This is a genomic window from Pseudomonas chlororaphis subsp. chlororaphis (assembly GCF_003945765.1).
Lineage (GTDB): Bacteria > Pseudomonadota > Gammaproteobacteria > Pseudomonadales > Pseudomonadaceae > Aquipseudomonas > Aquipseudomonas chlororaphis.
In genome coordinates, this window is sequence record NZ_CP027712.1 from 4,937,479 (window position 1) to 4,956,935 (window position 19,457).

Consider the following 19,457-nt stretch of genomic DNA (forward strand, 5'->3'; position numbering starts at 1 on the left):
GCTCCTAGTTCCGATCCGCGCGCAACAGCGCAACCAGTAGATAGATGAACAGCCCCACTGCCAGCAGCAGGGACACCCCGTCCAGAACGCTCATGGAATCTCTCCGTCGTACGGCAATCGCCGCGTGTGGGGCATTGTCCGCAGGGAGGCTGTAAAGGAACGAGATCGAGGGCGTGGGCGACGCATAAAGAAAGCGTAAAGAAAGGCTTTACGCGGGATTTACACCGGCCATCGGCGTGGCCAGGGGGAGGGATCGCCAACCGGTTTGCTGCTGCACCGGAAAAGCACGATGCACGTAGAAACGAGCCTGCTCGCGATCGCGCGCCTCCAGGCTCCGCCGCCCTCCTCTGTTGCACGGCTGTGCACCAACCCAGGCGCCTTCAGCCCCGAAATAACTGGAAACATCCTCGATACGACAGCTTTTTGCGCTTTACGACGGCCGTTTTCGCTCTGGCATGAGCGGTGCAATGAGCAGCCCCGAGCATTTCATTCCGTTTCGGGAGCCACGCATGAACACACAACTCAAACCAACGCTGGGCACGCTGCATTTATGGGGGATCGCGGTCGGGCTGGTGATCTCCGGGGAATACTTCGGCTGGAGTTATGGCTGGGGCGTCGCCGGCACCCTGGGCTTTCTGCTGACCTCGCTGATGGTCGCGGCCATGTACACCTGCTTCATCTTCAGCTTCACCGAACTGACCACCGCCATTCCCCATGCAGGCGGCCCTTTTGCCTACAGCCGCCGGGCCTTCGGTGAAAAAGGCGGGCTGATCGCCGGGCTGGCGACCCTGATCGAATTCGTCTTCGCGCCACCGGCCATCGCCCTGGCGATCGGTGCCTACCTGAATGTGCAGTTCCCGGCCCTGGACCCGAAGCATGCGGCGGTCGGCGCCTATATCGTGTTCATGGGGCTGAACATCCTCGGGGTCAAACTCGCCGCCACCTTCGAGTTGGTGGTCTGCGTACTGGCGGTGGCGGAACTGCTGGTGTTCATGGGCGTGGTCGCGCCGGCCTTCAGCTTCAGCAACTTCGCCCTCAACGGCTGGGCGGGCTCGGACACCTTCGGTGCGCCGGCGATTGCCGGGATGTTCGCGGCGATTCCGTTCGCCATCTGGTTCTTCCTCGCCATCGAAGGCGCGGCCATGGCCGCCGAAGAAGCCAAGGACCCGAAACGCACCATCCCCAAGGCCTACATCAGCGGCATTCTGACCCTGATGCTGCTGGCCATGGGCGTGATGTTCTTCGCCGGCGGCGTGGGCGACTGGCGCACCCTGTCGAACATCAACGACCCGCTGCCCCAGGCGATGAAAGCCGTGGTCGGGGACAACTCCGGCTGGCTGCACATGCTGGTGTGGATCGGCCTGTTCGGCCTGGTCGCAAGCTTCCACGGCATCATTCTCGGCTACTCGCGGCAGTTCTTCGCCCTCGCCCGCGCCGGCTATCTGCCGGCGTCGCTGGCCAAGCTGTCACGCTTCCAGACGCCGCACCGCGCCATCATCGCCGGCGGCCTGATCGGCATCGCCGCCATCTACAGCGATGGCCTGATCAACCTGGGAGGCATGACCCTGACCGCGGCGATGATCACCATGGCCGTATTCGGCGCCATCGTGATGTACATCATGAGCATGCTCAGCCTGTTCAAGTTGCGTAAGGCCGAGCCGCACCTGGAACGCACCTTCCGCGCACCGGGCTACCCGCTGGTCCCGGCCATAGCCCTGGCACTGGCCGTGGTCTGCCTGGTAGCGATGGCCTGGTTCAACAGCCTGATCGGCCTGATCTTCCTCGGTTTCATGGTGGCCGGTTTCATCTATTTCCAACTGACCGCGCAACTGCGCGCCGATGCGCCGGCGGATGCAATGCTGACCGGGCTCCGAGGGGATGGCATCTCTCTGTAGTTGGCTTGCAAGGCCGAATGCAACCTTCGAGAAGATTGATGCAAGAGAGGTTGCCGGGGCAGATCAGGCCTACAATGGAACCACTGCGAAACGCTGTAACTCGAAGTGGTATGGCAACTTGACGGGCGAAACTCCTCGCCCGCCGGTATGCCCTCAAGGAGAGCCCTATGCCCTGGTATGCCTGGTTGATTCTGGTCGTTGCAATCGGCTCGATCGTTGGCGGTCTGATGATGTTGCGCGACACCGCCAACAAGGTGGAACTGACCGATGAGCAACGCAAGCGCGTTGCTGAACGCAACGCGGAAGCGGACGCCAAGGACGCGCAGGACCGCTGACTGGATAACCCGATCGAACAGCCCCGCCCTTCTCGAAATGGCGGGGCTTTTTTATCCCTGCGGCCGGCAGCGCTATTTCTCCCAGGCAGCCTTGGCGATGTGCAGGCCATGCAAACCTTTGTAGGCCGCCCGCTCAGGCTGGCTCCAGCCTTCGAGCAATGCCTCGTCGAGCCGATAGATCTCCACACCCAACGGCCGACAGACGCTGAGTGGGTCCTGAGCCTCCGGGCCCCACATGGGCAATGACAGATCGCCACCCGGGCAGGTCGACAGCGCGCACAACAGATCGATTTCGGCAAAGAACTCCAGGTAATCGCCCTTCTGCGCGGGGCAGGCCTTCATGAAGTACATGTCGTCATGATTGAGCCCGGTGCACTGGAAGATGTTCAGCACGTCATGCACATCGAACTCGGTCAGGCCGTGAGGCAGGACCGCGCGCGTCAGGTTGGAATGGCAATGGTGATGGAAGTCCTCCCCGGTGAGCATGCGGTTCACGTAAGGATCGCAGCGCGTGCCGAGCAGGTCGTGCAAGCGCCCGCCATGCTCGTCGATCCCGTAACCGGCGAGACTGTCATCGGTGATGGTCACCAATGGCCGCAAAAACGGCAGGTTCGACCACAACCGGTCATGGGTACTGACATGCGCGCCCTGCAACTGCCGGGTACGCGCCGCCCACAGACGTTCCCGCGGATCGCTGGCATTCCAGACGTTGAAGTCTCCGACCTGCGGGCCGGCCGGCGTGGTCACCCGGAACACGTGCCCAGCCGGCACATGCCAGGCACGCCCGGTGCGGATCGGCACTTCGAATTGTTCGATCAAGGTGCGCTGGTCCTTGCTGTCACGGAGCCGCTCATAAAAGACCGTGTCCACCTGCAGTGCCGAACCTTTGCTGACCTGATAAGCCGCGGGATAGTCTTTGTACATGGTTGAAACCCTCGTTCAGTGACGGGAAGAGTGGCGAAGAATGTCGAGCAGCAGCCGTTCGGAATCATCCAGGTAAACCGCCAGGGTTTCGCTGGCGGCCTGCTTGTCGCCAGCGGCGAGCAAGTCATGGATCTGCCGGTCCCGGGCCAGCCAGGGCGATTGAAAATGCTGCTCGTCAGGGGCGGCACAAAACACCAGGCGCATCTGCGCCACGACGTTGGTGAAGAACTCATCGAACAAGGGGCTGCGCATCAGTCCGACGATGTGTTGATGAAAGGCCAGGCTGTGAGTGCCCACCGAGCGCCAGTCCTCACGCTCGCGGGCGAGTTCGCTGGCCTCGATAGCCTCGAGCATCCGGTCGGACTGGTAGTCGCGCAGCGGTTTGCTGGAGGCAATGGCCTGCAACTCCAGGGTACGGCGCACCTGGAACAGATCACGCACTTCATCGATGCCCAGCCTGCGCACCGTGACACCTTTATTGCGTACGTAGCGGGTCAGGCCTTCCTGTCCCAGGCAATGCAAGGCCTCGCGAATGGTGTTGCGCGAGGCGTTGTAGGCGGACACCAGATCGCTTTCCACCAGGGCCATGCCCGGCAGCAAGCGACCGCCGATGATATCGGCACGTAATTCGAGGGTTATCTGATCGGCCAGGGACAGTACGTTGCTCATGAATATCGCCTTGCGATTGTTGAACAATCTATGGATATCCAATAATCACTATTCATGCCAACTGATACTTGGCTTACTGACGAACCATGCCTTTCTAGCCATTCAGTGGGAAAAAATGAGGTTTCCGGGATTAATAGTGCAATCCCCCTTCCATCAACCTTGGGTAAGATGACTCCCTAGCCGTGGAGACTTCCCCGATGCGTTACTCGCACGACCATAAAGCCCAAACCCATCAACGCATCATCAAGGAGGCCGCCGAGCGCTTTCGGCGCGACGGTATCGGGGCGACAGGCCTGCAACCACTGATGAAAGCCCTGGGCCTGACCCATGGCGGTTTTTACTCGCATTTCAAATCCAAGGACGAACTGGTCGAAAAAGCCCTGCAGGCCGCGGCGGAAGAACTCGATGCGCACTGCGCCACGCTATTTGCCCAGGAACAACCCCTGCCGGCCTTTATCGACAGCTACCTGTCTGAGTGGCACCAGACCTCCCCCGGTGAAGGCTGCCCGCTGCCCACCATGTCATCGGAGCTGGGCCTGCGCGGGCAAGCCAGCCCCACCACTGATGCGGTACTCAATGCACGACTTGCACAGGTAGAGGCCTGTCTCGAAGGAGAAAATACCGCCGACCAGAGCCTGGTGGTCATGTCGACCCTGGTCGGTGCCCTGGTGCTGTCGCGCAGTGTCGAGAACCCCGACCTGGCCAAACGGATACTGGAGGTAACACGCGAGCATCTGAAAAAACAGGATGGTCAGGCGGAGTGATCTCCACCAACCTCCAGCCTCGACACCGTTATTTGTAGCGAGCAGCTGCACTGCTTTTCGACAAGTTTGGCCCCAGGGCAAAACGCGCAGCTACGAAGGAGTCCCAATCTGCCGAGTCGGGTAGCGAGGGGATGGTGATCAACTCCCCCTGATCAAAACCGGCCAGAGCCGCATCCACCATCTCGGTGGCTTCCATGATCATCTCGACTGGAATCCCTTGGGCGTCGATGCCTGAACGGTCCCAGATCTCAGTGCGGGTCACCCCAGGCAATACCGCCTGGACCTGCACACCCTTACCGTCCAATTCCGCAGCAAGCGACTGAGTCAGGCTCAGGACATAGGCCTTGGTCGCGCTGTAGGTCGCATTAAAACGCTCGGGAATCAGCGCCACCACCGAAGCGATATTGATGATCGCTCCTCTTCCCGCCGCCGAAAAGCTGGCGGCGGCGGCAGCAGCCAGACGAGTGACCGCTACCACATTCAACTGGATCATTGCCTCCAACTGATCCGTGTCGGCAACGGCCAGGCTCCCGTCAGCAGCGATACCGGCATTGTTCAGCAACAGACTGATGCTCGAGTCGGAGCGCAAGCGCTGCTCGACCTTCAGCATATCGACCTGGAGCGTCAGATCGGCCTTCAACACTTCAACCTGCACCTTATGCTCAGCCCGTAACCGGGTCGCGGCGGCTTGCAGGCGCTGCTCATCGCGTGCAACCAGCAACAGGTCGTAACCACGCGCGGCCAGCCGCTCGGCATAAACCGCACCGATGCCAGATGAAGCACCGGTGACAAGTGCCAACCCCTTGGGGGAAATCGAATTCATGACGGCTCTCCAGAAAAGTGCTTGAGAAGGGAAAGACAAGGAATTGATACGCTGTTTGGGAAGCGATTTGATTATAGTCATAATTCAATAAAATATTACGATCATAATTCTATCGATACGATAGATAACATTGAATGGCACAACCTTGCTTATGGTCGGCCCGAAAAACGCAAGGCCGATCAGTGATCGGCCTTGCGTATGAATTGAAGCGTCAGTTGACCTTCAATTTTTCCCGGTTGCTTTCCAGAATCGCCTTGCCGATTCCCTTGACCTCGAGCAGTTCGTCCACCGAGGCGAAAGGTCCGTTGCTTTCACGATATTTAACGATCGCCTGCGCCTTGACCGCACCAACGCCGGACAGCTCGCGCTGCAAGGCCGCCGCATCGGCAGTGTTCAGATCGATCTTGCCTGCCTGCTCCGAAGAGACCACCTGCGCCACTGCCGAAGTCTTGGTCTCGGCATTGACCGCAGGTGCTGCGTAGGTAATGGAGGAAAGGCTGGCCATCAGAGCGAAGACCAGAGAGGGGAAATAAGCGATACGCATAAGTGACACTCCATGACATCGATTAGGGAGAGCAACTTTTCCAAAGCTGCTCTCCAAACCTAGGCGGTGCCACGGGCAAGTCAAAAGTGACTGGGTTACAACGTATGTAAGCTCAGGGTTCGAGGCGACGCTGCTGGTAAATCCAGTCGACAATATCGCCGTCCGGGGTGTAACCGCTGACAGTTTCACGCAGCAGTTGCCGAACCCTGGAATAGTCATCCTGCTCAACGGCTGCGAGCAATTCCGCCAGCTTGGCTTTCAGCAAGTCCCAAGACAGATGATCCTCATTGGCACTCATGATCATCGGGTGCTGAGTGGCAGAAACGTTGTCACCAATCAGCAACTCTTCGTAAAGCTTTTCACCCGGGCGCAAGCCAGTGAACTCGATAGCGATATCGCCTTGGGGATTCTTCTCCGAACGAATACTCAACCCAGACAGATGAATCATCTTCTCGGCCAGTTCGACAATCCTCACCGGCTCGCCCATGTCCAGCACGAATACATCACCGCCCTGCCCCATGGAGCCGGCCTGAATCACCAATTGCGCTGCCTCGGGAATGGTCATGAAGTAACGGGTGATCTTTGGATGGGTAACGGTCAGAGGACCACCCGACTTGATCTGGCTGTGGAACAACGGAATTACCGAGCCAGAGGACCCCAACACATTGCCAAAACGCACCATGGTGAAACGGGTTTTGTTGACGCGAGATACGTTGGCCTTGTCGCCGAACAGAACCGGTGCGATTTCACGACTCAGAGCCTGCAGGGTCAATTCAGCGAGACGTTTGGTGCTCCCCATCACATTGGTTGGGCGTACCGCCTTGTCAGTGGAAATCAGCACAAAGTTGGCTACTCCAGCCTGTAATGCGGCCTGAGCAGTGTTGAGCGTACCCATCACGTTGTTCAGGACACCTTCGGAAATATTGTGCTCGACCATCGGTACATGCTTATAAGCCGCCGCGTGATAGACCGTATCGACATTCCAGGTCTTCATCACATCCAACAGCTTATGCGGATTGCGGATCGAGCCAAGAATGGGCAGCAACCGAACAGGTGATGACTCACGGGAGAGACGCTGCTCGAGCTCCGACAGGATGTTGTAGAGATTGAACTCACTGTGATCGAACAACAGGAGCGTGGTCGGTCCCAACGAAAAGATCTGACGGCAGAGCTCGGCCCCTATCGAGCCGCCTGCGCCAGTCACCAGGACCGTCTTGCCCTTGATACAACGAGCCAGCAGGTCGGGCTGAGCAGGTACAGCGTCGCGCCCCAGCAAGTCTGCGATATCGACTTCCTGAATATCGTCGACCTTCACACGTCCGCTGGCCAGGTCGGTGAAGTTCGGAACACTGCGCACATGGAGAGGAAAGCCCTCAAGCAGATTGAGGATTTCACGACGCCGTGCACGAGTCGACGACGGCAATGCCAAAAGAACCTCCTGAGCGCCGGTTACCTCAATCATCTGTTGGATGTGTTTGGGCTTGTAAACCTGCAGACCGGAAATAGAGCGGTCCGCAATGCTCGGATCATCATCGACAAAAGCCACGGGACGCATAACTCGCCCCATTCGCAGCGCCGCCACCAACTGGTTACCCGCAACGCCAGCACCATAAATGGCGACCTTGGTCAGACCGTCATCGCGATTGGTGAACGGCACATGCTGAGCAGCGGTGAACCAGTCCCCCATGAAATACTGGCGCATACATAAGCGAAGGCCGCCAATGATCACGAGGCTTAGCCACCAGTAATTGAAAATTATGGAGCGAGGAACAACGACCTCGTGATTGCTGTACCAGTAGACAACGAGTGCCAGGATCAGCGATGAGAGGCTAACCGCTTTTATAATGACAATAAGTGCATCGTTACCAAAGTAACGCATGACGGCTCGGTACATACCAAAGCGGATGAAGAGCGGGATTGCAACGAGCGGAGCGCAGACGAATAACCAGAGATGCATTTTTAAAGGGTTGATCATCTCATCAATGCCGAGCCTTACTATAAATGCCAACCAGAGCGCAACCCATACCAGAACGATGTCTGCAAAGACCTGAATCAGCCTTTTTTGTCTGCGAGGTAGGCACAGCAAAAAAACACGTGTTTTATCCATATACCTCAACCGGGTTGGTTTGATCCCTCTCGAATCCACTGCCATTGTACTGTAAGGCCAAATCGAACCTAGCCCTTTGATGCCGATTGCTTACCTTCCGTCCTGGAGACTCGAATCAACATCATAATGCCACCACCCGCAACGAGATACAGGCAATCCTCTCTGTAATGACGGCAATATCAAAATGAGTCATGCCGCAACCGTAGGAGCTGAGGAGCTCCGTGGTGCCCATGGCTTGAAAATACCGAGCACAACCAATGGGTAGCAATTCTCAGCACACAAACAGTCTCGATTGAGTGACACCATTATAGGACATTAAATATCACCAAGTGTTAGGGAGCAGTACCTCTATTTGCACTCAATTTAATCGTCGCAGCCGGGCGCCTCTGCCAAGCATACACATTCAGGGAACAGATTCCCTCCCCCCAGAAATCATTGACAGCTGTACCATCATGGTCAATGCCCCCATTTTAATCACTGACGGCACCATCTTCGTTGGTTCCAACCTAGCCGAAACTCTGCTTGTCATAGGGTACGCAGCCTAAATTTTAAGCGACTTGCCATAAGAAAACTCGCAACTCGAGTTTTTCGAGGGTGTCGTAGCCAATTTCTTCGCTAGCAACTCAAGTCGTGACTGGCAGTCAAGTTGTCGTTCATTCAACTGCCGTAGCTTCGGTTCAGATCCCGTACGTACACATCAAAGCAATTTGGTCAGCACCTTGAATGCCTACAAAGCGATACGTCAGACTAAAGTCAAACGTGTTGTATTTACCTCAAGTACGGCCGTGCATGATAACAATGGTGAAGGACAAGCATCGACAAACAAACACCTGAATGCCTGATAGCATCCTATGCATTAAATAAACTAGCAAGCGATCTACAACTGCTAGCATGCTTTCGAACCTGCCATGCTTAGCTTTTCAATGTCGCCTTCTCTTCATCACCGTGCTCAGGAATAATTAGCATATTCAGTGAACGAGCAGAGAAAGGCTTCCCCGTCATCGTCCTCGACGACGAATAAACTCGAGTTTTGTTAACATCGCTGACATCAACTTACCGAACTCACCATCATCAATGCTCGAAAGTATCATGACATGCCAAAACATTTTGCAAGATAAATGCTTAATACATTCGAGAGGGCGATAAATATCGAGCAACTAACGAAAATCTCGCCACCGCATACCTGAATGAAGAAGCGGAAGATACGATACCAGCCTACCGGTTGCGAGAAACTGTGAAGCTGCCCAAGGCAAGTCATATCGGCGATGGAACTGTTGAAGATGCTCAGTCAGCATCGAGGCCTGATAGCCCCCAGAATGCGAATAATTCAAAATCTCACTTGAGAGCAAGCATGCTGCGCCTGAGGCAAGAGCTTTTTTGGCAGAGAGGTAAGCCTCGGCCATCAAGCCAAGTGATGCGCATTGGCCATCACGCGCTGTGAGCGTGAGAAAAATGGTCGCATACACATCTGAGTGAAATTACCATAGCCCATCACCATGGGGCCATGAAACAACCACACTGTTCTTGTTCGGCCGAGGGATCAAACGTGCATTTGGCTATGCGGAGCTTCAAGGTGGGGAAGCCGATTGATGGTTACATAAGGCTATTGGACGGTGGTAGACTAATCATCGTATTTTTGGACGCATACGCACCAAGCATACCTGCCACAGCCTCTGAGCCGATACGTTGTTAGCAGATCGCATAAGGGAGATTCTTGAATTTCGGAGTAGATTGGTGATTCCAACCAATAGAGTAAAAACCAAGACAGATACTGCTCACTTTCTGAGCAGGGCTCTCTGCATCATGGATGCTCCTTATCAAATCATATCGGCCTCATCGCAATTTCCCATGTTATTGAGCTTTAAAATGATAGCAAGACATTTCCTCTCTCGCCCCTCAAGCGATCGCTTCTCGGCGGACGGCTCTCTATCAACCTTTACTCAAATGTCTCCAGTCGTGATTTTTTTGACTTCTCATGGAGTAGAAAACAAAATATCTGGCTACTCGTTGCTGTGTGATATGCGCTAGCACACACTAGCTTAGGAATGTCGACAATCAGCTGTAACTTTATGAGAAAAACCTCTAAACCCATACAATTTCCCACGCAAAGGTATGGTTTAGGAGAGGCTATCGGCCAAACAGTGGTTTCCGGGAAGAAAGCGCGGATACACACGCAGAATAAGGCGCTGAAATCAAGGGTTTGAATTCGGCGCGGGCAAGACAATAAATTGAAGGTACACGTATGAATCCACACGCGAAACCACCCATATCATTTGTTTTTCTCATACGCAGCCTATGGAGCAACCGATCACTCGTTGCTCAGATGATCCGACGCGAGGTGGCTGGACGCTATAAAGGTTCAACGATGGGATTAGCTTGGTCCTTCTTGAACCCCGTTCTAATGTTAGCGGTCTATACTTTCGTGTTCAGCGTAGTGTTTAAAGCTCGCTGGGCAGGAGGTTCCGAGTCAAAAACTGAATTTGCCTTGGTATTATTTTCAGGATTAATACTATTTAACCTTTTTTCCGAGTGCGTAAACAAGGCTCCCACACTAATACTAAACAACGTAAACTATGTTAAAAAAGTAATCTTCCCACTCGAAATCCTCCCCATAATAAATTTAGGAGCAGCCCTATTCCACTGGATCATTAGCCTTGTTGTGTGGCTAATATTTTATGGAGTATTCTACGGCCTCCCACATACAACTATTCTATTGTTACCGCTAGTCATGTTGCCACTTATGCTTCTATCTCTCGGAATGAGCTGGCTACTTGCTTCGTTAGGCGTGTATTTGCGAGATGTCGCCCAAATCGTTGGCGTACTTATGTCGGTGCTGATGTTTTTATCACCGATATTTTACCCCATTAGCTCTCTCCCAGAAGATTATCAGGTAATCATGCTGATCAATCCACTCACATTGGCAATTGAACAAACCCGTGACGTAATGATGTGGGGCAAAGCTCCGGACTGGCTCATCTGGGGTAAGTATCTATTGTGCTCTGGTTTCTTTTTTTGGATTTGTTTTGCTTGGTTCCAAAAGACACGCAAGGGGTTTGCAGATGTCCTCTGATTTTGCCATCAAGGCTACTAACCTTAGTAAGTGTTATGAAATTTACGAAAATCCACGAGATCGGTTGAAGCAATTTGTAATACCCCGAATTCCCGGCAATACGGATCGCAAATTCTATAAGGAGTTTTGGGCTCTACGCGATCTATCTTTTGAAGTAAAGAGAGGTGAAAGTGTCGGAATTCTTGGACGTAACGGCTCGGGTAAATCCACGTTATTGCAAATGATTACAGGCACATTGAGTCCATCATCGGGAACCGTAGAAACCCACGGGCGAATTGCCGCATTGCTCGAGCTAGGCTCTGGATTCAACCCGGAATTTTCCGGACGCGATAACGTTTATATGAACGGAGCGTTATTAGGACTTACTCGAGACCAAATTAATGATCGATTCGACTCTATTGCAGCTTTCGCAGATATTGGCGACTTTATCGACCATCCGGTAAAAACATACTCCAGCGGTATGCTTGTTCGCCTGGCGTTTGCTGTTCAAGTACAGGTAGAACCTGACATCCTTATTGTCGACGAGGCTCTGGCAGTTGGCGATGCTCTCTTCCAAAAACGTTGTTTTCAACGTATAGAGAAGCTTCTCAATGATGGTGTGACATTACTGTTTGTTTCTCACGACATTGAAAGCGTAAGAACACTTACACAGAACGCAATTTTTTTAAAAAATGGCGTCGTGGTCACGCAGGGATCGAGCCCAGAAGTTATTCGAGAGTACCGACGTCACCTGCATGAAGAGGAGATGGATTACTTTTCATCTATTATCCAGAAGGTCTCAGAAAGCGCAGCACAGCCATCGATCTTGGAGTTGGACACTCCTGAAGTTATTCATAATGATCTTACCGAGCAGTGCTCTGAGCGATCTAGCGCCCTTTCATTTGGAGAGGGTGAAGTAAAGGTAATAACAGTCAAGCTTTTTGACTCGGAAGGAAATCCAAGATCCATATTTTCCCCTGGAGAACCCATCCGGGTCAGGGTTAGTTGCGAAAGCCAAATCGAGATTAGTAATCTGAATGTCGCGGTAAGAATTCGTAACAAGGAAGGTGTAAAAATTTATTCATGGGGCACTCTGAATCAGGACATGCGCAAGATTGCAACAGAGAACAAGACAAAGCTTTTCTGGGACAGAGAGTTTTCAGTGGGCGAAGAATTCTCTGTTGATTTCGATTTTGATTGCGCTCTCGGAACCAACCTATATGAAGTCCAAGCGGCAGTTTCCTATGAGGAAACTCCAGACTATCACGGCCAACGAATCCTTCACTGGGTTGACGAAGCAGCTTTCTTTCAGTGTGTTGTAAACAGAGAACAAAATTTCTTTGGCGGAGTTGTTAATCTAGACATGAGGGCAAAATGGTGACTAAGAATATTGGATCCGGATACAACTATGCCGATCAATACAACGATTTTTGGTCCCGTTCCGACCGCATGGGAACAGATTCCTATTTAGATCGAAATGAACTAGTTGATAGTATCATTGAGAGTGTTGGTTACGGAAAGGTATTGGATCTAGGCTGTGGTGAGGGTCGCCTTGTAAGAGCTCTTGCAGAGAAAGGCTTGGATGCTTTTGGTCTCGACATTTCACAAATAGCCATTGATCGCGCAAACGCCTTTATGCCTGGAAGATTCTTCTGTGGCTCTGCACTTGAATTGCCATTTGCGGATCAAGAGTTTGACACAGTTATTTCTACCGACTGTCTTGAACATATCCATCCAGATGATGTGCCACATGCGATTGCAGAAATCAGACGTGTTTGCAAAAAGCACGCATACCTCCAAATTGCAACTACTCAGGATCGAGATGGGCACTGGCACTTAACCGTTGAAGGGCGGGACTGGTGGGAATCCAGCTTTTTTAAGAAAGGTTTTGTCAGAAATCCTGCTTACTATAAAATCAATAGCCTGGATGATCTTTCCACTTCACATTGGCAAATCACAATTCTGATGGATATTAATCCATCGTGGCCGAATGGTAATATTGCATCTGGTGCCCTATCGTCGGTTACTCCTGAAAGTCATGCATACTTATCACTGTATAAGGAGTTGTCCAGCTACATCCGGCCCGGTGATGTCGTTTTCAACTGGTCAGAACAGTACGGCGAAGGAGCGTCTGTTATCAGAGCTCTTTCAGATGCTGCTTCAGTATCGGCATTTCTAGCAGAGGATTGCGAAGAGCAAGTATGGGAAAAGACCTCCAGTCTTAAGCGATTTAACCATGCTGACTTCGAGATTGAATGTGCGCGCGAAAAAGGACAGGTAAATTCAGCAATCATTGAAGGTTATAATGCTTCTATTCTTCAGGACAAGGCACTTTATGATGCCCTTGTACCTGGGGGACGATTGATCGTACTTGAAACTCAGGTAGCGCAACCCTCTCTCTCTGGAGCACAACAGCTGCCGTTGAGCTTTATTTTTGAAAGCGAGGGTGAACTTTCACTCCTAGGAGTCAGCTACAAGTATTCGACCTATTTAACCTCTATTGATCAACCCGAAAAAGCTTTTGTTACCAGTATTCATGGTTATAGCTCTCCACCAAACAATCTGATCAACTTTGAACGGGATTATATCAACCCATGGCTTCCGCAAAACGCGGTAGTCAATGGTATACGCACTACTAACGTTGAGCTCATAACCGATATGTGCAACAACGTTTTGACTGATGCTTCGAAAGCATATACTGCGGACTTTGGAGCATCACTATGCATCATCGGATATCGTCTACTTGAAGACCAAGAAGTCTCTCATGACAAGCTTATCAACTACATTGCGAAAATTGATGATTTTAGCATTCATCAAACTAACGTACAGAACTCGCATATATTCCGATGGCTCATATCTTTGAGTTACCTGAAGTCAAAATTGCTTTTGAAGTCCGGTGACATTAACGGCGCGGAGGCGGAGTTTAAAAACCTAGTCAAGTATGACGCTCTTCAATTCAGCCCAACATTAGGCACCAAGATTGTCTCTGCATATATTGAGCTGGGCAATATCCACTGCGCCAAGCATGATTATGAGGCTGCAGAAGTTGCTTGGACCAAAGGTATGCATGAGGGGGCTAGATTCCTCCAAGCAGACGAGTCGGAATGGATCGGCAATCCTGAGCTCCCCATAAAAGGCGCGCTCTACGAAGCAACCCAGATTGCTGACCTCCTCAACATCTGTACGATGTCGTTGCGTGCGCTGAAACTCTATCTTTCTGGACACTTGCCATTCAATCGAATTTGGGAAGATGCTTCAGACTCCGTGTTCAAGATCAATAAGAAACGCTTTAGCCTTTTGGAAAAGCAGAACACTCGCCTGATTGCAATTGAAAGTGCTTATTTTGCACAAGCTAATTTGCTCGAAGAGCGATGGGACGTAATGCAGTCCATGGAGAACATGATTCAGCAGCGCGACGAAACCACTTCCCACCAAGGCAAAATGCTGGAAGAGCGCTGGGCGACAATTCAGTCAATGGAGAATATGATTGAACAACGCGACGAAGCCATCGCCCACCAAGGTAAAATGCTGGAAGAACGCTGGGCGATCATGCAGTCTATGGAGAACATGATTGAACAACGAGATCAAGTTATTCTGGAGCAAACGCTTAGCTGTGAGGCCGTGCCAACATACGCAGATGGAAATTCGTTACTGTCACAGGAAAATACCACTCTCAAAAGCCTAATATCGCAGTTGGTACCCGGAGTTGAGCATGATCGGCTATTTAGCGATATATTCATGACTCATAGTGAGCCTGTACCTTTCTGTGATCTGGCGTTAACGCATTATTTGTTCACCGTAAAACTGTATGAGGCAGCACGAGAGTCAGGCACCCGCGATCTTTTTTTCTTTGCACGTGAAGGGCAACCTCTCAAGCAGATGTTTGATATTTATCAAGCGACTAAGAATACAGATGAGGTAATACGCACGCATTACCTTCAAGTTTCCCGCAGGTCTACTCTTTTACTGTCGCTGGGAGATATACACGAAGAAACATTCGAGACCCTTTTCCGGCAGTACCGCCGACTTTCAATTTCAGACTTCTTGAAAAGCCTTGTTCTCGAGGAGCATGGCCCGCGCTTAGCCCAAGCATTAGGTCTGGCTTCAAACGAGTTTGATGCCGTCGCTGAAGACCTTCCGACAAGTCCAGTTTTCAAAAAGCTGCTTCAGCTGAAAGATTTTAAAGATCTTTATGAGCAAGAGCGGAACGCCCGTAGCAACGCGTTTATAGATTACATAAAAACCCTGCTGGGAGGGGACTTCCAGGAGGAAATCCATGTCGTCGATGTTGGATGGAAAGGATCTATTCAAGACAATTTATTCAACTGGTTCAAGCGTGTACGTGGTGATGCTGCAAAAGTTCAAGGCTACTACCTTGGCCTAGTAGCACCTGGAAACTTAAACGCACAAAATAAGAAGACGGGGCTAGTTTTTTCAAACATCGATCATCTTACTGCTGGCTATTACGTCTTCAATGAAAATCGATCATTGTTCGAAATCATTCTCCATGCAGATCATGGCTCAGCACAGAAATATATAAGGGATTCTGAGCAGAATGTTATTGTTGTTCAAGATCCATTCCACGAGCAACAGATGATTGAGAACAAGATACTGCCGGTTTCTAAAAAAATCATGCAGGCTTTCGAAAAAATCGTTGCCATTCTGGTTGTAGCCCCTATCACCAATGAGCAACTTATGAAGTTGGCCATCAAGAGGCACTCCCGAATGGTATTCGAACCAACCGAATCAGAAATTGACTGGTTGCTGAGTTTGACCCACCGAGAAAATTTTGGTGTTTTCGAGGAGTCTCAATTTGTAGTTTCCACAAAAAAATCGACACTCAAAGAGCGGCTTGAATTTACACAGAATTTGTTGCAACGACGCCGACCATCAGAACTTGGTTTCTGGCCTTGGTTAACAATCAGAACCAAGGCTGTAAGTGGACTGAGCACTGTCTACAAACTATTTCGCCTTTGGAAAAGTCGTTAAATATTTGATAGCAAAGTAGTTAAGAATGAGGCGAAATAAGATGGAGTTATGCTTTGTTGTCGGCTCGATGGCCATTAGCGGTGGCACATATGTCATTATTCAGCACGCCAGTTATTTGCGTGCTCGCGGACATAATGTAACACTAGCTGTTCAAGAGCCTTTTACGACAGAAACACTTGCTTGGCATGACGAGGCGCCAAAGTTGCGCTGCCTTCCAATTGATGAGGCTAAGAAACAACCTTTCGACCTTGTCATTGCCACTTGGTGGAAAACAGTTTTTGAGCTCGGAAACTTTGACTCTCGCCGCTATGGTTATTTTGTTCAGTCTATAGAGTCTCGCTTCTATCCGATATCTGAACGCCCATTACGAGCACTGGTCGATGCAACCTATAACTTTCCTATCGAATATGTTACCGAGGCAACTTGGATTCAACAACATTTGAAGGACAGCTTCGGTCAGCATGCCGATCTTGTACGAAATGGTATTCGCAAAGATGTTTACTCTATCAATGGTCCGACAATAGAAGCGCGGCCTGCCGGGAAGCAGCCAAGGGTATTGGTCGAGGGGCATTTTGGTGTCTCATTCAAGAACACAGCTCTGGGTGTCCGACTGGCGCGAGAAGCGGGAGCGAAAGATATCTGGCTGTTAACGGGCTCCCCTATCAGCTGGATTCCCGGCATTTCGCGTGTGTTTTCTCGTGTACCAATGGTCAAAACCGCAGAGATCTATCGCTCTTGCGATATTTTGATCAAGCTAAGTACAGTCGAGGGGATGTTTGGTCCTCCTCTCGAATTGTTCCATTGCGGCGGTACCGCGATTGTCTTTGATGTCTCGGGACATGATGAATACATTCTAGATGGCAGCAACGCCATCGTGGTGAAAACCGGTAATGTCGACGGAGTTGTCAAAGCCCTCAAACAGCTATTGACTAATAGTGAAGAGCTCTTGCGTCTTCAGGATGAAGCGCTTAAAACTGCAGAAAAATGGCCGTCTTGGCCTGAGGCCTCAGTGCTTTTCGAGAACTGGGTAGAAAAGTGCATGTCTGCGCCTCCCGTTAATAAAGCAAAACTGATTGATCTGACAACTAATGCCTTTTCCGAATACTCGACCGCTGAAAAGGATCGCCTGAGCAACAATCCTGGGATTGTTCGGCGACATAAATTAAGCGCGTTAGCTGCAAAGCTTCCCTCATCCTTCAAACTAAGAATCAAGCAGCTCGAAGCTGTTGGTGAGGTTATTTTTGGCGGGCGAGTAGTCAGATGATGTACAAATTAAAAACCGTTGACGTTTGGGACACATTACTCAGACGAGACTGTCACCCTGAATGCATAAAGCTTGCGACTGCGGCACACGTTCACTTCGCGTTGCAGGGTTGCTTCAAACCCAATTACCAATCGCTTTGGGCAATCTATCAAGCCCGGGTTGATACGGAAATGCAGCTTGCGCATGCTGCACGCGATCTTGGAAAAGACGAAGAGTATGAGATCGTCAACGTGCTCGGCCACTGGCTATCGACTATTCTCACCGAAGAATACGATACTGCGCTGCCGGCGCGCTTTGCGGAGTTTGAACTCGCCGTGGAAGTCGCCAGAACCTCTCCTGACCCGGATATCGAAGCTTTTCTCGCCCGCTATCCTGCTGAACGGACGATGTTCCTTTCTGACTTCTACATGTCAGCATCCATGCTTCAACGGTTACTTGAAAGTAATGGCCTCGGTCATTTGATCAAAGAAGGTATAAGTTCCTGCGACGTTGGTTTGAATAAAAGATCCGGGGCATTATTCAAGTATGTGCATGAAACAATGGGCATTACGCCAGATGAACAAGTGCACATTGGAGATAACGCTTGGTCCGATGTCGAGTCTCCCGCACAGATTGGCGTGCTAGGTGTTTCTTTCGTTCCAGAGCACTCTCATAACGCGCGACTTCATCGTGAGAGCCTGTTTTCATCCCGCTCAGACTTATTCCAGCATCTAAGAACACTTCAAAACCAGGTAATAGACTCTCATTTAGGCACTCTTGGGGACAAAGAGGCTGCAGCATTTCGTCTAGGCGTCGAAGCCGCTCCTTTGTTCATTGGCCAAGGGTTGTGGATCGCCGAGCAAGCGATCACTCAGCGCTTGGACAAAATATTCTTTCTAACGCGTGAAGGTGAGTTTTTCCGGCGAGTTTATGAAGAGCTATTTCCAAGACTGGAAATATACGGTCACCCGCTACCTCCACATGACGACTTGGAAGTGAGTAGGCTATCTACTTTTGTAGCATCCATGGAGCATGTCACACCGCAAGAGTTTGAACGTATCTGGAGTTTGAACCGCTCACAGAAAGTAGCCGGATTGTTCTCCACACTTGGACTCCAAAGCTCTGAGTATTCAACACTTCTATCAGAGCTAGGGTTACAGCTTAACGACGTTATCGAAAACCCTGAAGCGAACGAAAAGCTTGCCAAATTGATTGCAGCCCCAACCTTCAATGACGCCATTAAGAAAAAAATCCAGCAGCAGCGTGAATTACTGAGCGAGTACTTGGTAAACAAGGGTGTTGTCGGCAGTGATAAGATTGGCGTTATTGACATTGGCTGGCGAGGTACGATTCAAGATAATCTGGCTCGAACTCTACCGACATCTCATATTCACGGGATGTATCTTGGCCTCCGTAAAGTTATCAACCCTCAATCAGCTAACGTTACAAAAAGTGCATACGGTGCTAACGAGTTAACGGATTCCGACACAGGACATTTGTTCGAAGCCTTTTCAGTACTGGAAATGCTATGCACTTCAGATCAAGGCAGTGTAGAGCAGTATATCAGGCCAGAAGACCACGTTATTGCTCAGCGTAATGTGTCACTTGAGGAAAATAGTTCTTATGACCAGTTTTCCCGTCACTTTCAAGATGGTGTTGTTCTCTCCGCCAAAATCTGGGGCCCCTATCTTGAGCGTTATGTTGTGTTCGCTGAAGAACTGCGAGAGTCGGCGCTGAGCGTATGGAAAAAGCTGAGCATCAGTCCTAACGCTGATTTGGCTAAACTATTCATTGAAACGCCACAGCATGATGTTTTTGGATTTGGTGAGATTTTTCAGAAAAACCGCGCGCCCTCGCTATCGACAATTCTCTTGTCGCCGTTCGCGAAAAACTCACGTCGAGAGGTGATAGATTATATTCGCAGAGTCCAGTGGACTTCGGCGGTCAAGCAGCTTCAGGACATCGGCCCTATTCACCGGTCAGTGCTCGTTGGGCTTTTCATGACAGCCAATGCCATTAAACGGTATAGAATGAAGTCACGCAGGCGATAATAAGAATGGCAGTACCTGCCACCCCTTGAAGCCCGTATGTCTAGGAGTTACCATATGTAACTCC

Annotated in this window: 14 protein-coding genes and 1 pseudogene; 9 read left to right on the forward strand and 6 right to left on the reverse strand. The window is 51.0% G+C overall.

Annotated features, from left to right (window positions below):
- Positions 1-4 precede the first annotated feature (4 nt).
- Entirely contained in the window at positions 5-94 is a 90-nt protein-coding gene (gene kdpF, locus C4K27_RS22125; RefSeq protein WP_007899818.1) for a K(+)-transporting ATPase subunit F, read from the reverse strand.
- Between the two features lie 415 nt (positions 95-509).
- On the opposite strand from kdpF, the gene eat reads away from it, so the two are divergent.
- Both eat and C4K27_RS22135 read left to right on the forward strand, forming a co-directional pair.
- Positions 510-1,895, forward strand: coding sequence for an ethanolamine permease (eat, locus tag C4K27_RS22130; RefSeq protein ID WP_053262663.1), 1,386 nt, complete (start codon positions 510-512; stop codon positions 1,893-1,895).
- A 167-nt stretch (positions 1,896-2,062) separates the two neighbouring features.
- Positions 2,063-2,230 (forward strand): DUF2897 family protein, encoded by a 168-nt coding sequence (locus tag C4K27_RS22135; RefSeq protein WP_007931351.1) that lies wholly within the window; start codon positions 2,063-2,065, stop codon positions 2,228-2,230.
- Between the two features lie 72 nt (positions 2,231-2,302).
- On the opposite strand, the gene C4K27_RS22140 is transcribed toward C4K27_RS22135, so the two are convergent.
- The gene (locus tag C4K27_RS22140) at positions 2,303-3,154 is read right to left on the reverse strand and encodes an urea carboxylase-associated family protein (protein ID WP_053262180.1); all 852 of its coding nucleotides are present in this window, start codon (positions 3,152-3,154) and stop codon (positions 2,303-2,305) included.
- A gap of 15 nt (positions 3,155-3,169) precedes the next feature.
- The gene (locus tag C4K27_RS22145; protein WP_053262664.1) at positions 3,170-3,823 is read right to left on the reverse strand and encodes a GntR family transcriptional regulator; all 654 of its coding nucleotides are present in this window, start codon (positions 3,821-3,823) and stop codon (positions 3,170-3,172) included.
- Between the two features lie 197 nt (positions 3,824-4,020).
- Between C4K27_RS22145 and C4K27_RS22150 the strand changes: the two genes are divergently transcribed.
- A complete protein-coding gene (locus C4K27_RS22150) occupies positions 4,021-4,587 on the forward strand; it encodes a TetR/AcrR family transcriptional regulator (protein WP_053262181.1) in 567 nt (188 codons plus the stop codon).
- 28 nt (positions 4,588-4,615) lie between these two features.
- Here the strand turns inward: C4K27_RS22150 and C4K27_RS22155 are convergent, their stop codons facing one another.
- The 3 genes from C4K27_RS22155 to C4K27_RS22165 all read right to left on the reverse strand — a co-directional run bounded on the left by C4K27_RS22155 (position 4,616) and on the right by C4K27_RS22165 (position 8,061).
- Positions 4,616-5,410: an SDR family NAD(P)-dependent oxidoreductase gene (locus C4K27_RS22155; RefSeq protein ID WP_053262182.1), complete on the reverse strand. Its 795-nt coding sequence runs from the start codon at positions 5,408-5,410 to the stop codon at positions 4,616-4,618.
- Positions 5,411-5,621: 211 nt separating this feature from the next.
- Complete coding sequence (locus C4K27_RS22160; protein WP_053262183.1) at positions 5,622-5,954, reverse strand: ComEA family DNA-binding protein; 333 nt, start codon at positions 5,952-5,954, stop codon at positions 5,622-5,624.
- Between the two features lie 112 nt (positions 5,955-6,066).
- Complete coding sequence (locus tag C4K27_RS22165) at positions 6,067-8,061, reverse strand: polysaccharide biosynthesis protein (protein ID WP_053262184.1); 1,995 nt, start codon at positions 8,059-8,061, stop codon at positions 6,067-6,069.
- A gap of 689 nt (positions 8,062-8,750) precedes the next feature.
- Here C4K27_RS22165 and C4K27_RS31785 point away from each other — a divergent pair.
- The 6 genes and pseudogenes from C4K27_RS31785 to C4K27_RS22195 all read left to right on the forward strand — a co-directional run.
- Positions 8,751-8,903 (forward strand): annotated as a pseudogene (locus C4K27_RS31785) (NAD-dependent epimerase/dehydratase family protein); the annotation flags it as partial.
- A gap of 1,400 nt (positions 8,904-10,303) precedes the next feature.
- Positions 10,304-11,131, forward strand: a complete 828-nt coding sequence (locus C4K27_RS22175) for an ABC transporter permease (protein WP_081002331.1) — start codon at positions 10,304-10,306, stop codon at positions 11,129-11,131.
- Complete coding sequence (locus tag C4K27_RS22180) at positions 11,121-12,491, forward strand: ABC transporter ATP-binding protein (RefSeq protein ID WP_081002332.1); 1,371 nt, start codon at positions 11,121-11,123, stop codon at positions 12,489-12,491. Before C4K27_RS22175 ends, C4K27_RS22180 begins: the two co-directional genes overlap by 11 nt.
- On the forward strand, positions 12,485-16,099 hold the full coding sequence (locus C4K27_RS22185; RefSeq protein ID WP_081002333.1) for a class I SAM-dependent methyltransferase: 3,615 nt from the start codon (positions 12,485-12,487) through the stop codon (positions 16,097-16,099). The genes C4K27_RS22180 and C4K27_RS22185 overlap by 7 nt, the downstream gene beginning before the upstream one ends.
- A gap of 40 nt (positions 16,100-16,139) precedes the next feature.
- Positions 16,140-17,363 carry a glycosyltransferase gene (locus C4K27_RS22190; protein ID WP_053262187.1) on the forward strand — a complete coding sequence of 408 codons (1,224 nt, stop codon included), beginning with the start codon at positions 16,140-16,142 and terminating at the stop codon, positions 17,361-17,363.
- Complete coding sequence (locus C4K27_RS22195; protein ID WP_081002334.1) at positions 17,360-19,393, forward strand: HAD family hydrolase; 2,034 nt, start codon at positions 17,360-17,362, stop codon at positions 19,391-19,393. Before C4K27_RS22190 ends, C4K27_RS22195 begins: the two co-directional genes overlap by 4 nt.
- The last annotated feature ends 64 nt before the right edge of the window (positions 19,394-19,457 follow it).

What these genes read in the sequence shown, in the direction of transcription:
- kdpF (WP_007899818.1), bottom strand. Translation starts at nt 94, where the DNA reads ATGAGCGTTCTGGACGGGGTGTCCCTGCTGCTGGCAGTGGGGCTGTTC.
- eat (WP_053262663.1), top strand. Translation starts at nt 510, where the DNA reads ATGAACACACAACTCAAACCAACGCTGGGCACGCTGCATTTATGGGGG.
- C4K27_RS22135 (WP_007931351.1), top strand. Translation starts at nt 2,063, where the DNA reads ATGCCCTGGTATGCCTGGTTGATTCTGGTCGTTGCAATCGGCTCGATC.
- C4K27_RS22140 (WP_053262180.1), bottom strand. Translation starts at nt 3,154, where the DNA reads ATGTACAAAGACTATCCCGCGGCTTATCAGGTCAGCAAAGGTTCGGCA.
- C4K27_RS22145 (WP_053262664.1), bottom strand. Translation starts at nt 3,823, where the DNA reads ATGAGCAACGTACTGTCCCTGGCCGATCAGATAACCCTCGAATTACGT.
- C4K27_RS22150 (WP_053262181.1), top strand. Translation starts at nt 4,021, where the DNA reads ATGCGTTACTCGCACGACCATAAAGCCCAAACCCATCAACGCATCATC.
- C4K27_RS22155 (WP_053262182.1), bottom strand. Translation starts at nt 5,410, where the DNA reads ATGAATTCGATTTCCCCCAAGGGGTTGGCACTTGTCACCGGTGCTTCA.
- C4K27_RS22160 (WP_053262183.1), bottom strand. Translation starts at nt 5,954, where the DNA reads ATGCGTATCGCTTATTTCCCCTCTCTGGTCTTCGCTCTGATGGCCAGC.
- C4K27_RS22165 (WP_053262184.1), bottom strand. Translation starts at nt 8,061, where the DNA reads ATGGATAAAACACGTGTTTTTTTGCTGTGCCTACCTCGCAGACAAAAA.
- C4K27_RS22175 (WP_081002331.1), top strand. Translation starts at nt 10,304, where the DNA reads ATGAATCCACACGCGAAACCACCCATATCATTTGTTTTTCTCATACGC.
- C4K27_RS22180 (WP_081002332.1), top strand. Translation starts at nt 11,121, where the DNA reads ATGTCCTCTGATTTTGCCATCAAGGCTACTAACCTTAGTAAGTGTTAT.
- C4K27_RS22185 (WP_081002333.1), top strand. Translation starts at nt 12,485, where the DNA reads ATGGTGACTAAGAATATTGGATCCGGATACAACTATGCCGATCAATAC.
- C4K27_RS22190 (WP_053262187.1), top strand. Translation starts at nt 16,140, where the DNA reads ATGGAGTTATGCTTTGTTGTCGGCTCGATGGCCATTAGCGGTGGCACA.
- C4K27_RS22195 (WP_081002334.1), top strand. Translation starts at nt 17,360, where the DNA reads ATGATGTACAAATTAAAAACCGTTGACGTTTGGGACACATTACTCAGA.